Annotated in this window: 13 protein-coding genes; 8 read left to right on the forward strand and 5 right to left on the reverse strand. The window is 69.2% G+C overall.

The window, feature by feature from the left end:
• Window positions 1-100: 100 nt before the first annotated feature.
• Complete coding sequence (locus ABZY89_RS00175; protein ID WP_355223662.1) at window positions 101-595, reverse strand: carboxymuconolactone decarboxylase family protein; 495 nt, start codon at window positions 593-595, stop codon at window positions 101-103.
• 97 nt (window positions 596-692) lie between these two features.
• Between ABZY89_RS00175 and sigJ the strand changes: the two genes are divergently transcribed.
• A complete protein-coding gene (gene sigJ, locus ABZY89_RS00180) occupies window positions 693-1,574 on the forward strand; it encodes an RNA polymerase sigma factor SigJ (protein WP_355223663.1) in 882 nt (293 codons plus the stop codon).
• A gap of 12 nt (window positions 1,575-1,586) precedes the next feature.
• Here the strand turns inward: sigJ and ABZY89_RS00185 are convergent, their stop codons facing one another.
• Window positions 1,587-2,246: a maleylpyruvate isomerase family mycothiol-dependent enzyme gene (locus ABZY89_RS00185; protein WP_355223665.1), complete on the reverse strand. Its 660-nt coding sequence runs from the start codon at window positions 2,244-2,246 to the stop codon at window positions 1,587-1,589.
• A gap of 149 nt (window positions 2,247-2,395) precedes the next feature.
• Here ABZY89_RS00185 and ABZY89_RS00190 point away from each other — a divergent pair, with 149 nt between their 5' ends.
• Window positions 2,396-3,169: an IclR family transcriptional regulator gene (locus ABZY89_RS00190; RefSeq protein ID WP_355223666.1), complete on the forward strand. Its 774-nt coding sequence runs from the start codon at window positions 2,396-2,398 to the stop codon at window positions 3,167-3,169.
• A 52-nt stretch (window positions 3,170-3,221) separates the two neighbouring features.
• On the forward strand, window positions 3,222-4,070 hold the full coding sequence (locus tag ABZY89_RS00195) for a hypothetical protein (protein ID WP_355223668.1): 849 nt from the start codon (window positions 3,222-3,224) through the stop codon (window positions 4,068-4,070).
• Between the two features lie 7 nt (window positions 4,071-4,077).
• Here the strand turns inward: ABZY89_RS00195 and ABZY89_RS00200 are convergent, their stop codons facing one another.
• Entirely contained in the window at window positions 4,078-4,983 is a 906-nt protein-coding gene (locus tag ABZY89_RS00200; RefSeq protein WP_355223670.1) for a hypothetical protein, read from the reverse strand.
• Window positions 4,984-5,367: 384 nt separating this feature from the next.
• Here ABZY89_RS00200 and ABZY89_RS00205 point away from each other — a divergent pair, with 384 nt between their 5' ends.
• The 3 genes from ABZY89_RS00205 (at window position 5,368) to ABZY89_RS00215 (ending at window position 8,400) form a co-directional block, all read left to right on the forward strand.
• On the forward strand, window positions 5,368-6,240 hold the full coding sequence (locus ABZY89_RS00205) for a S1 family peptidase (protein WP_355223672.1): 873 nt from the start codon (window positions 5,368-5,370) through the stop codon (window positions 6,238-6,240).
• A gap of 215 nt (window positions 6,241-6,455) precedes the next feature.
• Entirely contained in the window at window positions 6,456-7,328 is an 873-nt protein-coding gene (locus tag ABZY89_RS00210; protein ID WP_355223673.1) for a S1 family peptidase, read from the forward strand.
• 211 nt (window positions 7,329-7,539) lie between these two features.
• Window positions 7,540-8,400, forward strand: coding sequence for a S1 family peptidase (locus ABZY89_RS00215; RefSeq protein ID WP_355223674.1), 861 nt, complete (start codon window positions 7,540-7,542; stop codon window positions 8,398-8,400).
• A 53-nt stretch (window positions 8,401-8,453) separates the two neighbouring features.
• On the opposite strand, the gene ABZY89_RS00220 is transcribed toward ABZY89_RS00215, so the two are convergent.
• Window positions 8,454-9,653: a glycosyltransferase gene (locus ABZY89_RS00220; protein WP_355223676.1), complete on the reverse strand. Its 1,200-nt coding sequence runs from the start codon at window positions 9,651-9,653 to the stop codon at window positions 8,454-8,456.
• A gap of 349 nt (window positions 9,654-10,002) precedes the next feature.
• Between ABZY89_RS00220 and ABZY89_RS00225 the strand changes: the two genes are divergently transcribed.
• The gene (locus ABZY89_RS00225; RefSeq protein WP_355223678.1) at window positions 10,003-10,845 is read left to right on the forward strand and encodes a hypothetical protein; all 843 of its coding nucleotides are present in this window, start codon (window positions 10,003-10,005) and stop codon (window positions 10,843-10,845) included.
• On the opposite strand, the gene ABZY89_RS00230 is transcribed toward ABZY89_RS00225, so the two are convergent.
• The gene (locus ABZY89_RS00230) at window positions 10,829-11,728 is read right to left on the reverse strand and encodes a class I SAM-dependent methyltransferase (RefSeq protein ID WP_355223680.1); all 900 of its coding nucleotides are present in this window, start codon (window positions 11,726-11,728) and stop codon (window positions 10,829-10,831) included. The genes ABZY89_RS00225 and ABZY89_RS00230 overlap by 17 nt on opposite strands.
• Before the next feature lie 34 nt (window positions 11,729-11,762).
• On the opposite strand from ABZY89_RS00230, the gene ABZY89_RS00235 reads away from it, so the two are divergent.
• Window positions 11,763-12,494 carry an oxidoreductase gene (locus ABZY89_RS00235; protein WP_160026298.1) on the forward strand — a complete coding sequence of 244 codons (732 nt, stop codon included), beginning with the start codon at window positions 11,763-11,765 and terminating at the stop codon, window positions 12,492-12,494.
• Window positions 12,495-12,670 lie beyond the last annotated feature (176 nt).

Raw genomic sequence — 12,670 nt, forward strand, 5'->3', positions numbered from 1 at the left:
CAGCAACCGGTAGCCGGAAGGTAGTCCGGGACCTTTCCGCCCCTCTACCCGCAGGTAATAGGCAGAAACGTCCCGGACTATCTCGTTCACGCGCTCCGGATCACGGAGCGACCGGGTAGTGGCTGGAGATCGCGATGCGGTTCCAGGCGTTGATGGAGATCGCGACCCAGGTGAGGGCGGCGATCTGCTTGGCGTCCAGGATGCTCTCGACGTCCACCTTGGGGGCGGCGGCGGTGTGCAGGTCGCCGATGCGGGTGATCTGCTCGGCGATGGTGAGGGCGGCCTGCTCCTCGGGGGTGAAGTACTGCGACTCCCACCAGGCGGCGATGAGGGCGAGACGGTCGGCCGTCTCGCCGTTCTTGATGGCGTCCTGGGTGTGCATCCGCAAGCAGAAGGCGCAGCCGTTGATCTGGGAGGCGCGGAGCTTGACCAGGTCGACGGTGAGCCGGTCGAGGCCGGCGACGGTGATGGCCTCCTCGACGGCCTCCTCGACGGCCATCTGGGCCTTGTACGCAGCGGGGAACAGCTTGGTCACGTTGACGTTGGCGAGCATCTGGGTCCTTCGGGTCTGGCCCGCCACTGCGCGGGCACTCACCAGGTTGACGAGGCGGCCGATGCGAATGTGAGGTCGCGACCTCACAATCGCGATGTCTGGCTCGTCACACTGGGTGAACCCCGGAGGAGATGCCACGATGCCTGACATGGACGACCTGGGCGAGGTGATGATCGAGCGCCGCCGCCTGATCGCGCTCGCCTACCGGCTGCTCGGCACGGTCGAGGAGGCCGAGGACGCGGTCCAGGAGACCTACCTGCGGTGGTATCGCCTCTCCGACGACGAGCGGGCGGCGATCGACAACCCGTCCGGCTGGCTGAGCCGCGTGACCAGCCGGGTCTGCCTCGACGTACTCAAGTCGGCGCGCAGCCGCCGGGAGAGGTACGTCGGCCCCTGGCTGCCCGAGCCGGTCAGGCCGGGTTTCCTAGCGGCCCCCGAGGACCCGGCCGACCGGGCGACCCTGGACGACACGGTGAGCACCGCACTGCTCGTCGTGCTCGACGCGATGACCCCGGCCGAGCGGGTCGCGTTCGTGCTCCATGACATCTTCGCCGTCCCGTTCGGCGACATCGCCGGGGTGGTCGGCCGCTCGCCGGCCGCGGTTCGGCAGCTCGCCGCCTCCGCACGCCGCCGGGTCGCCCAGCAGCGGGATGACGTCGCCCCGCTGCCGGAGCACGACGACGTCGTACGCGCGTTCGTCTCGGCCACGGCCGGCGGCGACCTCGGCCGGCTGGTGACGCTGCTCGACCCGTCGATCACGCTCCGCTCCGACGGCGGTGGCCGCGTCAGCGCGGCCCTCAACCCGATCCTGGGGCCGGAGAAGGTGGCGCGGTTCCTGCTGGGCGTACTCACGAAGCGGCCGAGCTGGGAGATCCGCACCGAGGCCACCGCCGACGGCCTCGGGTTCACGTTCGTCGAGGACGGCGCTCACCGCGGCGTCGCCAACCTGCGGGTCGCCGGCGGCCGGGTCACCGACGTCTGGATCGTCCTGAACCCGGAAAAGCTCGCCCGCTGGAGCTGATCCCAGGAGCGGTCAGAGCCACGGTCCGAGCGTCGGCGCGTCCACGAGGTCGTGCGGTCGCCCGGCGAGCCAGGCAGCCACCTCGGGAAGCGGGCCGTCGACACCGAGCAGGTCGTCGTCGGAGAGTCCCCGCTTGGTACGGATCTCGTCGCCGAGGGCGAGCAGGAAGTCGTCGGGCAGGTCGGCGAAGGTGATCCCGACGCCGAGGTCGACGGCGTGGACGAAGACCTCACGGGCCCGCATCCACGGGACGTCGCTCGCCTTCCGGGTGACGAGCTGGGCGGTGATCACCTCGTGCTCCCACTGCTCAGGGGTCAGCCGGTCCATGGCCGCGTCGAGCTCCGCGGCGCCGCGGTGATACCAGGAGCGGAGCTCCTCGGCCGGGCGCGTCGCGGCCGCCTCGATGTCGGCGTTGCGCTGCTCCGTGGAGGCGTACATCCGCTTCTCCACGCCCGTCTCGGCCCAGGAGATCAGGTTGCCGAGGGCATCGGCGTTGGCGGCGACGTGGCCGACCAGGTGCTTGCGGGTCCAGCCGGGCAGCTGCGAGTCGCCGTCGAAAGCGGACCTGTCCAGATCGTCGATGGCGGAGGTCAGCAGGGCGGTGCCCTCCGCGACCCAGCGACGGGCGTCGTCGAACGTACGTGTCGGGGTGTTGCCGATCAGGACGGACATCGCGTTCAGCCTTTCACGATCGTGTTGGTGTGTCGGGACGGGAGTGCCTCGAAGACGTGGTCATTGTCACAGCCCCCTCCTCAGCTCGGTCAATCTCCTGCGGAGGCGAGCGATAGATGCTTGGTTTGGTGTGATCAGGAAGAGGTGGGATGGACAAGCCGCTCAAGACCCGGCCCCCGTATGCGATCACCAGCGTCGACCACGCACTCAAGCTGGCGGCGATCCTCCAGCTCGAAGGCCGCTTGACCGTCTCGGAGGCAGCGGCTCGGCTCGACGTCGCTCGCTCCACCGCCCACCGGCTGCTGGCGATGCTGGTCTACCGCGACTTCGCGGTCCAGGACGAGGACAAGGTCTACCGAGCTGGCCCGGTGCTGGAGCTGGCCGCCCACTCCCGCTCGACCGCATCCCGGCTCCGCCAGGTCGCGCTGCCGCATCTGCAGCGCCTGGTCGACCTGCTGGGCGAGTCCGCCAACGTCGCCGTACGCACCGGTGACACCTGCCGGTTCATCGCCTCGGTGGAGTCGCCGCAGTCGCTCAAGGTCGGCTCCCGCGAGGGCATGGTCTTCCCCGCCCACCGCACCACCGCGGGCCTCCTGCTCCTGGCCCAGATCTCCGACGACGAGGTCGCCTCGATCTACTCCCGGGAGAGGTACGCCGACCACCTGGCCGATCGCCCGGACATCGACGCGCTGCGTACCGAGCTCGAGCGCGTACGCCGCAACGGCTTCGCCTTCAACGACGGCCGCTCCGAGCGTGGCGTGGTCGCCGTCGGCGTCCCCGTCCGTGGCGCCGGGGGCGACGTCGTCGCCGGGATGTCGATCTCCATGCCCAGCGTCCGCTACGACAAGGAGTCCCTGCCGAGCGTCGTCGCCACCCTGATGTCCGGCGCAGCGGCTCTGGAGCGTGACCTGAGTCAGGGGTGATCTGCGTCAAGTTGGTGCCGGTAGCATCGGTTCGCGAGTTAACCTGGGCCTAATGAGCAACACCCCGCCCTCCAGCGATGCCAGCGAATCGAAACCAGCCCGCATCGACTGGCTCGCGACCACCGCAGGTGCCCTTGCTGCCGTCACCTCCGCGGTGCTGCTCTCCACGCTGGGTGCCGTCGGCACCCTCGTCGGGGCGGCGCTCGGCAGCGTCGCGGCGACTGTCGGCACCAACCTCTACTCCCAGTGGCTCGCGAAGAGCCACGAGAAGGTGACCAGCGTCCAGGCCCTGGGCCGGTGGCGGTCGGCCGGGCTCGCCGGCGTACGGGCCAGCTCGGAGCCTGCGACCGCGCCGACTTCGAGCTCCGTGGCCGAGGCGGCGGAGGTGGCCGATGCGGCCGAGGGTGGCGACACGGAGCAGACGCCGTCGTGGCAGGAGCGCCTCAAGACGCTGCCCTGGAAGCGGATCGCCCTGCTCTCGTTGGCGATGTTCGTGGTCGTGGTCGTCGCGATCACGATCTTCGAGCTGGCGGCCGGGCGCAGCGTCAGCTCGATCGTGGGTGGTGGGGACAGCAGCACGACGATCTCCCGGGTGACCGGCGGCGGTTCCGAGAAGCGGGACGAGAAGCGGGACGAGAAGCGGGACGAGAAGCGGGGCGAGGATCCGTCGCCGGGCGCGACCGCGAATCCGGAGGAGTCCGCGGGCGCGAGCACCGAGCCCTCGGAGTCGACCGAGCCGTCGGAGTCGGCCGCGACGGAGACGCCGAGCGCCGAGCCGTCGAGCTCGACCGGGTCGAGCGCCGAGCCGTCGGCGCAGCCGAACGAGGGTGGCGGCGTCTCGACGGAGCCTTCGCCCACGGTAGGAGCCTCGCCCGGAGCAGGGGACGAGGCGACTCCCTGAGCCGGGCTCACATCCGGAAGAGGATCTCCGCGCCGAGGTCGGTGTTGCCGTAGGAGGTGTACTCCTTGCCCTGGGCGACGGTGATGCCGTCGCTGGCCGTGACCATGGTGTAGACGACGTACTTGCCGTAGTCCTTCACCTTGAACCAGCCCTGGGTGTAGCCGGGCAGGGAGGCTTCCTTGGGCGGGATCACGTGCTCCGGCTCGATCTTCGTGGCGGCCTTGCCTGCGGCCTCGACGGTGCTGAAGTCGTAGATGAAGTGGGTCATCCGCAGGTTGCCCCGCTGAGCCTTGTAGGAGACCCGGACGGCGTAGTCGCAGCCGAGGTTGCGGATCGCGGGCTTCAGCGTCGCCTTGCAGCCGGAGTAGTCCTTGCCGCTCAGGTAGCGGGCCTTCAGGGTGACGTCGCCGTAGGTGAACTCCCAGGGGCGGGGGACGTCGTCCTTGGAGAGGTGTTCGGGGCCGATGGTCGAACGCGAGCTGGTGGCACCGTCGCTGGGGTCGGCCGGCGAGCTGGTCGCGGGCCAGTCGGGCTTGCCGCTGGACTCACCGCCGACGTCGGAGCTTCCGCCGCCCGGGCTCGGCGACTCGCTCGGTGTCCGGCCGGCCGAGGCCGTGTCGCTCGCGGTCGGTGCTCCGGCGGTCGTGGCCGCGTCGTCGCCGCGGGTGAAGAGGGCGTAGACGACCACCCCGCACACGACCACCAGCCCGAGGGAGACGGCGATGGTCAGGACCTGGCGCAGCGGCCCGCCCTGGCCGGCGCGCTCCTTCCGGGCGTTGAACGCCGGTCGGTTGCCGCCCTCGTCGGAGAGCCCGATCAGGCGCTCGTTGTAGTCGAAAGGCGCAGGCTGCTTCTGCGGCTCCTCGTCAGGCGCGCCCGAACCGGGGGAGCCTGGGGGCGGCGGATACGGCATGGGGTTTGTCTACCATCTATCAACAGTCGCCACGCCGAAGGTTTGGAAGACAGACGAAATCCCGCCCGAATCCTCGCTCGAGCAGCGAGATGAACACGGATACCCACCGTACGCGGCCCAAGACCTAGGCACCTACAACTTGGCAATGCTTACCCAATCCTCTTCTGTGGGTGGGGCGCCGCAAACCCTGCGGAATCGCGTGTTGCTGCATTGCAGGAATTCGATGAACGAGTCTTTGCAATGCAGATTCTTGGGGAATCGATTGTGATGCGGGGCAAGGGAAAGAACACGAAACTCAGTTACCCACCCCCGGTAAGCCGCGAAACCCGTGGATTCGGGGGCGGAAGCCCGCAACACGTGGGCCTTTCCCCCAGGAGGAGACGTATGAGGTTCCAACGCACCACCTTCCGTCCCCGCACGATCGCCGCGCTTGCCGCGGGTGTGGGTCTCGCGGCCTCCGCCGCCGTCGCCGTCCCGGCAGCCGCCGCGGATGCCGAGTTCAGCAAGGCCGAGGTCGCGTCGGTCAAGTCGGCTGTCGCCGAGTCCGCTCCGGTCGGCTCGTCGTGGTACACCGACCCGGCCACCAACAAGGTCGTCATCACCGTCGACGAGACCGTCTCCGCGGCCGAGATCGCCGAGGTCAAGGAGGCTGCCGCCGAGAAGACGAGCCAGGGCGACGAGGCCGTGACCGTCAAGCACACCAAGGGCGAGTTCAGCCCGCTCATCGGCCCCGGCGACGCCATCTACGGCGGCGGCTCCCGCTGCTCGCTCGGCTTCAACGTCAAGGTCGGCGGCGCCGACTACTTCCTGACCGCGGGCCACTGCACCAACGCCGTCTCGACCTGGTACGCCAACTCGTCGAACACCACGCTGCTCGGCTCGACCGCGGGCTCGAGCTTCCCGGGCAACGACTACGGCATCGTTCGCTACAACTCGACGATCTCGAAGTCCGGTGGCTTCACCGCGGGCACCGCTCGCGTCGGCCAGAGCGTCACCCGTGACGGCTCGACCACCGGTGTCCACACCGGCACCGTGACGGCGGTCAACGCCAGCGTCCGCTACGCCGAGGGCACCGTGAGCGGCCTGATCCAGACCAACGTGTGCGCGGAGCCCGGCGACTCCGGCGGCGCGCTCTACTCCGGTTCGACCGCGCTGGGTCTGACCTCCGGCGGCAGCGGCAACTGTTCCACCGGCGGAACCACCTTCTTCCAGCCGGTGACCGAGGCGCTCAGCGTGTACGGCGCCACGATCTACTGATCAATCACAGGTACGCCGCGGGGTGAGGTGGTTTGAGCCACTTTGCCCCGCGGCGTACGAAATTTGGTCGAACTGCGAAAGTTTTTTGCCGACGACTGGCCGTTGGGGTGTCGACAACGACATACTCACAGTGATCGTGTTCGGGCACATCGCGGTGGTCGTGCACGTGGCGCGCGCTACCGGGGCGGGCGCCTGGGTCGTCCCAGGAGGAACGCATGAGGTTCACCAGGTCACGCAGCCGTCTGCTCGCGGCAGCGGTCGGTCTAGGGCTGGCGGCTACCGCCATGGCCACGCCGGCGGTCGCTGCGCCCGCGGAGACGGGGGTCGGCGCCAAGGCGCTGGCGGCCGCCTACGCCGCGGTCGACTCCGCGGTCAGCAGGTCCGCGCTGTCCGGCATCGCCTGGTACACCGACGAGGCCACCGGCAAGGTGGTCGTGACCGCGGACTCGACCGTCCCCGCGTCCGCGCTGAGCAGATTGACCGAGACGGTCGGTGCCGACGCCGACGCGATCATGATCAAGCGCGCCAAGGGCGAGTTCAAGCCGTTCCTCGGCGCCGGCGACGCCATCTACGGCTCCGGCTTTCGGTGTTCGGTCGGCTTCAACGTACGCAGCCGCGGCACCCACTACTTCCTCACCGCCGGCCACTGCGCCGAAGAGGTGGGGACCTGGTACACGAATTCCGGTCGGACCACCCGGATCGGGCCGACGGTGAAGTCGAGCTTCCCGGGCAACGACTACGCGCTGGTGCGTTACGACAACACCTCGCTGACCCACCAGGGCGGCTACTCCGTCGGTGACGCCCGCGTCGGCCAGCGGGTCACCCGCGACGGCTCGTCGACCGGCGTGCACTCCGGCCGGGTCGAGGCGCTCGACGTCTCGGTCCGCTACCGCGGCTCCGGCACCGTCCGCGGCATGATCCAGACCGACATCTGTGCCGAGTCGGGCGACTCCGGGGGCCCGCTCTACGCCGGCTCGACCGCGCTCGGGATCACCTCGGGCGGCTCCGGTGACTGCGACTCGGGCGGCACCACCTTCTTCCAGCCCGTCCGTGAGGCCCTCAACGCCTACGACGTCAACATCTACTGATCCGCAGCTGAAATGGGGCGAAGTGGTTCAGACCACTTCGCCCTATTTGGTAATGATTTCCGCCTGGCGGTGAAATTTTCTTCCTTCGCATAGCCGACCGATCGACCCGTCGACATACTCGCCAGAAGGCGTGCTCGGGCACATCGCGGTTGGTCGGGCATTCCTGGCGCCTGCAACCACGCGGGTGCCTGGTCGTTCGTAGGAGGAACACATGAGGTTCACCACGTCCCGCACCCGTCTGGCCGCAGTCGTCGCCGGTCTTGGCCTGGCAGCTACCGCTGCCACCACGCCGGCTGTCGCCGCACCGGATCACAAGGAGTTCAGTCCGAAGGCGTTGGCGGCGGTCCACTCCGCCGTCGACAAGTCGGCCGTGTCCGGCATCGCCTGGTACACCGACGCCGCGACCGGCAAGGTCGTCGTCACCGCCGACTCCACCGTCTCCAAGGCGGAGCTCGCCAAGGTCACCAAGGCCGCCGGCGCCGACGCCGAGGCACTCACGATCAAGCGCGCCGCCGGCAAGTTCACCACGCTGCTCGGCGCCGGCGATGCGATCTACGGCTCCGGCTACCGCTGCTCGTTGGGGTTCAACGTGCAGAGCGGCAGCAGCTACTACTTCATCACCGCCGGTCACTGCGGTGACGAGGTTCCCACCTGGTATGCCAACTCGGGCCAGTCCACCCTGATCGGCCCGACGGTCTCGTCGAGCTTCCCGGGCAACGACTACGCCCTGGTCCGCTACGACAACCCCTCGCTCTCGCACCCCGGCGGCTTCTCGGTCGCCGATGCGTACGTCGGTGAGCGGGTCACCCGAGACGGCTCCACCACCGGCGTCCACACCGGCACCGTCCAGGCGCTCAACGTCACCGTCCGTTACCAGGGCTCCGGCCGGGTCAGCGGCCTGATCCAGACCAACGTGTGCGCCGAGCCGGGAGACTCCGGCGGTGCGCTCTACGACGGCACCAAGGCCCTCGGCATCACCTCGGGTGGTTCCGGCAACTGCACCACGGGCGGAACGACCTTCTTCCAGCCCGTTCGGGAGGCGGTCAACGCCTACGGCGTGACCATCTACTGATCGGCCACCGCTGGTCGAGCTCCGATCATCATGGGGCTCGACCAGCGGTCGTCTCAGACTGCGACCGGGATGAGTGCTGCGTCGGCGGAATCCTTGATGAGCCGGGCGTACGCATCGAAGAGCCGCTGCTCGGAGAGGCGCTGCCGGTTGCGGAAGATGCGCTCGAAGTGCTCCTCGCGCTGGGCGAAGGCGGCCTTCCAGGACTCGGCCATCTCGGCCGGGTCGAAGCTCGAGACCAGGCGGAGGTCGCCGACCATCGCCGGAGCGTCGCCGACCGGCGTGGTCACCGGGACCGCGCCACAGGCCATCCCCTCGAGCAGGCACAGCGGGGCGGCCTCGCCGAAGGCCGAGGTGAGCGTGATCAGGTCGGCGGCGTTGTAGAGCGGCGCCATCTGGCTCTGGATCCCGAGGGCGTGCAGGTTGGTCTCCAGCGCCGGCCAGGCGCCGAGCTCCTCGGTGATGAGCTGGGCGAAGGCCGGGTTGTCCGCGGTCATCCCGGCGCCGCACATGACGAGGTGGGCGTCGGGGTGCTCCTGGACGAACCGGCGCGCGGCCCGGACGAAGAGCGGGATGTTCTTCATCTCGTCGAAGCGCGCCGCGATCATCACCACGGGTGCGTCGCCGTCCACGCCGAGCTCTGCCCGCTTGCCGGCCCGCAGCTCGGCATCGGTGCGGAACTTGTAGAGGTCGACCCCGTTGGGGAAGACCGGCAGCCGCTCCAGCGGGATCCCGGTCGCCTCGTGATAGGCCCGCTGGGTCGACTCCGCGCAGCACACGGCCGCGGTCAGCAGCCCGGCCCGGTCGAGGTCGATGAGTTCCTGCACCCCTGCCCCCTGGTGCTCCGGGTCGGAGCGGTGCAGACACGTGATCAGCGGAGTCCCGGACGTACCGACCCGGCCCAGCACCGTGAGCGGCTGCTCCTTGAGGGAGAGCACCACGTCGGCCTTCGCCACCGACTGCGCCACGCGCTTGAGCTGGCTGGTGGTGATGGGGCCCGTCGGCGTACGTCTCAATGCCCGCACCGGCACGCCGGCCGAGGTCAGGCGGCGGTAGGAGTTGTCGGAGGAGATCCGCTGCGCGGTGAACTCGCGCTGCACGCGGTCGCTGAGGCTCAGCACGCTGTGCTGCTGAGGCGTGGTGGCGTCGAGCGCGCGGACGACTGCGGTGTGCAGGATCCGGGCGCCACCGGCGAAGAAACCTTCGTACAGGGAGAGAACGGAAGGGCCGTCCTCGAGGAATGTCACGGTGGACATGTCGACCTCACTTTTTCCGCAGAAGGCATTGCCCGAGCGGTGATGGTGGTGGGGCTACGGCAGAGATATGCGGCTTCGTCCGGACGCTAACGCGTCCGTGGGCGCATCCCAAGACATCATCGGCTCGGGGCGAAGGATTTCACTTGATCGTCATCTTCACGCGCGCATCGTAGGAGCGACGGAGGATTTATCGAAACCGGCGGGGATCCGGGCTCGATTTACGGTATCTGATGTGGTGTTCGTCACGCTATGCGTTCCTCGACATTGCTCGGTGAACGATTGGCGCGGGTCTCGGACGCGCTGCCGGATAGGGCCCCGAGGGTGGCCGGATCCCGCTACGTTCGGGGCTATGACGACCGAGGTGACGACGTACCGCTATGTCCGTTTCGCTCTGTGCTGTCTGCTCGCGGGGCTCGCGATCTCGGTGGGCGCCGAGACGATCATCAGCGGAGAGTGGCAGACCTCCATCTCGTCCTACTACTACACCCCGGCGGGCCCGGTCTTCACCGCGGTGCTGTGTGCGCTGGGCGTGTGTCTGGTGGTGCTGCGGGGCTATACCGACGCAGAGGACACGGCGCTCAACCTCGCCGGGCTCTCGGCGCCGATGGTCGGCTTCGTGCCGACCCCCGAGATCGGTCAGCAGATCGACAAGGCCGCCATCGTCAACAACGCCTGGAGCTATCTGGCGGTGATGGCGATCGGCTGGGTGGTCGTGCTGATCTTCGGGCTCCGCAAGCGCGCCGCCGCCGGTGCCTGGCCCTCGCGCTGGGGCGCCATCGGTCTGGTCTCCGTCGCGGGGGCATGGGTGGTCGGGGTGGGCTGGCTGCTGATCGACCAGGAGAGCTTCGCGACGAAGGCCCACGGTCTCGCAGCGATCTTCACCTTCACGCCGTTCGCGCTGGCGGTCGTGCTCAACACCGACTGGGGCGTGCGGAAGATCGCGCGGGAGGCCGACAAGGCGCGTACGCGGCTGGACAAGACCTACTGGGCGCTGGTCGTGGCCATGGTGGTGCTGCTGGCGGCCGGCATCGTGCTGGGCCTGACCGGCTGGACGTACTGGCTGCTCGCGACCGAGGTCTCGCTGCTGGTCTGCTTCACGATCTTCTGGGTCATCCAGAGCTTCGACCTGATGGACCCGGAGCGCGACGCGCTCACGACGCGCCCGCGCGACCCGCTCACCGGAAGTCGATGAGCAGGTCGTCGTCGCCGTTCTCGGGGTCGGTGATGACGCGGGGGAGGCGTACGGCGGTGTCGGTGCGCTTGGCCAGCGGCACCTTCGGCTCCGGCTCCTCGTCCATCTCGACGGTGTGCTTGACCTGCGCGTGCGGGAGCACCTGCGCCCGCCAGGCGCGGCAGTTGTAGGGCAGCTGCATGCCGTCCATGCCGCGGCCGTAGTCGTCGTAGAAGGCCAGCACCTCGCGCCGCTTCTGCTCCTGAGCCTCCGGCTCGAGGGTGGCGATGTTGGAGCGCGACTGGACCAGGTCCTGGATCGAGTGGCGGTCGACGACCTGCCAGTGCCGGAACGTCTGCGCCTCGACCGCGGAGAAGAACCCGGAGTCGTCGAGGATCGAGGTCGGGTCGAAGCCGCCCTCTTCTGTCAGTCCAGTCTGCTTGCCGATCAGCTTGCCGAGCTTGCGCACCCAGGGGATCCGCTCGTCGCGCTCGTTCTGGACCACGGCGAGTCGTCCGTCCGTACGCAGCACCCGCCCGATCTCTGCCAGCGCCTTGGCGTGGTCGAACCAGTGGAACGCCTGGCCGACGACGACCACGTCGTAGAGGCTGTCGCCCGTCGGGATCTGCTCGGCAGTGCCGCTGGTGGCGCGTACGTCCGGGAGCTTCGCGGAGAGGATGTCGAGCATCGCATCGTCCGGGTCGGTCGCGAAGACGTCATGGCCCAGACCGACCAGCACCTCGGTGAGCTTGCCGGTGCCGGCCCCGAGCTCGAGGACCGAGCACGGCTCCGCGCCGACCAGCCACTTCGCCGCATCCACCGGGTAGGACGGGCGCCCGCGGTCATAGCTGTCCGCCACGCCTCCGAAGGAGCGTGCCGGATCGGGGTTGGCTGGGTCCGTCATCTCGGTCAGGGTAACGCGCGCTTAAGGTTGACGCGTGAAGGACGATCCGCTTGCCCGGTTGGTGTCGCTCGAAGGTGTGGCCTCGGGCTTCGCCGCAGCTCGTGACGGTATCGACGTGATGCTGCGTGACCGGGGACTGCGGCGTACGTCTCCGGAGACCACCGCCGAGTCGCTGCTGCGCGGTGCGCACGCCTCTGCCGTCCTGGAAGGGTCCTCGTCCTCCTTGGGTGAGGTTCGCGCCTCCGGCGGGGACGCGATCGCGCAGGACGCGGTGCGGCTCTCGACCGAGCTCCTCTCACTGGTGCCGGTGGTGAAGCACGCGCCGCTGCAGGCCTTCGCGCGGCTGCACGCGCTGGCCGCGGCGGGTTCGCTGGACGCTGAGGAGTTGGGCCGTCCGCGCTCGGCCGAGTCGGCCGAGCGGTTGCGGCGTCTCTCCGATCTGCTGCTCGCCCCGACATCCGCGCCGGCGCTGGTCGTGGCGGCGTTCGTGCACGCCGATCTGGCGACCGCTGCTCCGTTCGCGTCCCACAACGGTCTGGTCGCGCGTGCCGCGGAGCGGCTCATCCTGGTCGCGCGCGGCGTGGACGAGAAGTCGCTGGTCGTGCCCGAGGCCGGCCATCTGGCGTTGCGGGCCGCCTACGAGTCGAACCTGCGCGGCTTCCGCGAGGGCGGCCAGGCGGGGGCGCACTCGTGGCTGCTCTACGCGGCCGAGGCGTACGCCGCTGGGGCCGAGGCCTCGCCGCTGCGCCTGGACGCGGCCGAGTAGACGAGGCAAAAGCAGGTGGCACCCGGTGGGTTGTGAGCACCGGGTGCCACCGCTGACACGAGCGTTTCTGGTTACCAAGCGTGCAAGGTCTGGTCACTGCGTCGGGATTTCTCCCCGGCTACAGCACCCCATCAGATGGGTGGATCGCCGCGTGGGTGCCTGTCGCTCGTGTTCGT

The organism is Nocardioides sp. NPDC006303 (genome assembly GCF_040613175.1).
GTDB lineage: Bacteria > Actinomycetota > Actinomycetes > Propionibacteriales > Nocardioidaceae > Nocardioides.

What these genes read in the sequence shown, in the direction of transcription:
- ABZY89_RS00215 (WP_355223674.1), top strand. Translation starts at nt 7,540, where the DNA reads ATGAGGTTCACCACGTCCCGCACCCGTCTGGCCGCAGTCGTCGCCGGT.
- ABZY89_RS00220 (WP_355223676.1), bottom strand. Translation starts at nt 9,653, where the DNA reads ATGTCCACCGTGACATTCCTCGAGGACGGCCCTTCCGTTCTCTCCCTG.
- ABZY89_RS00205 (WP_355223672.1), top strand. Translation starts at nt 5,368, where the DNA reads ATGAGGTTCCAACGCACCACCTTCCGTCCCCGCACGATCGCCGCGCTT.
- ABZY89_RS00225 (WP_355223678.1), top strand. Translation starts at nt 10,003, where the DNA reads ATGACGACCGAGGTGACGACGTACCGCTATGTCCGTTTCGCTCTGTGC.
- ABZY89_RS00230 (WP_355223680.1), bottom strand. Translation starts at nt 11,728, where the DNA reads ATGACGGACCCAGCCAACCCCGATCCGGCACGCTCCTTCGGAGGCGTG.
- ABZY89_RS00200 (WP_355223670.1), bottom strand. Translation starts at nt 4,983, where the DNA reads ATGCCGTATCCGCCGCCCCCAGGCTCCCCCGGTTCGGGCGCGCCTGAC.
- sigJ (WP_355223663.1), top strand. Translation starts at nt 693, where the DNA reads ATGCCTGACATGGACGACCTGGGCGAGGTGATGATCGAGCGCCGCCGC.
- ABZY89_RS00190 (WP_355223666.1), top strand. Translation starts at nt 2,396, where the DNA reads ATGGACAAGCCGCTCAAGACCCGGCCCCCGTATGCGATCACCAGCGTC.
- ABZY89_RS00195 (WP_355223668.1), top strand. Translation starts at nt 3,222, where the DNA reads ATGAGCAACACCCCGCCCTCCAGCGATGCCAGCGAATCGAAACCAGCC.
- ABZY89_RS00210 (WP_355223673.1), top strand. Translation starts at nt 6,456, where the DNA reads ATGAGGTTCACCAGGTCACGCAGCCGTCTGCTCGCGGCAGCGGTCGGT.
- ABZY89_RS00185 (WP_355223665.1), bottom strand. Translation starts at nt 2,246, where the DNA reads ATGTCCGTCCTGATCGGCAACACCCCGACACGTACGTTCGACGACGCC.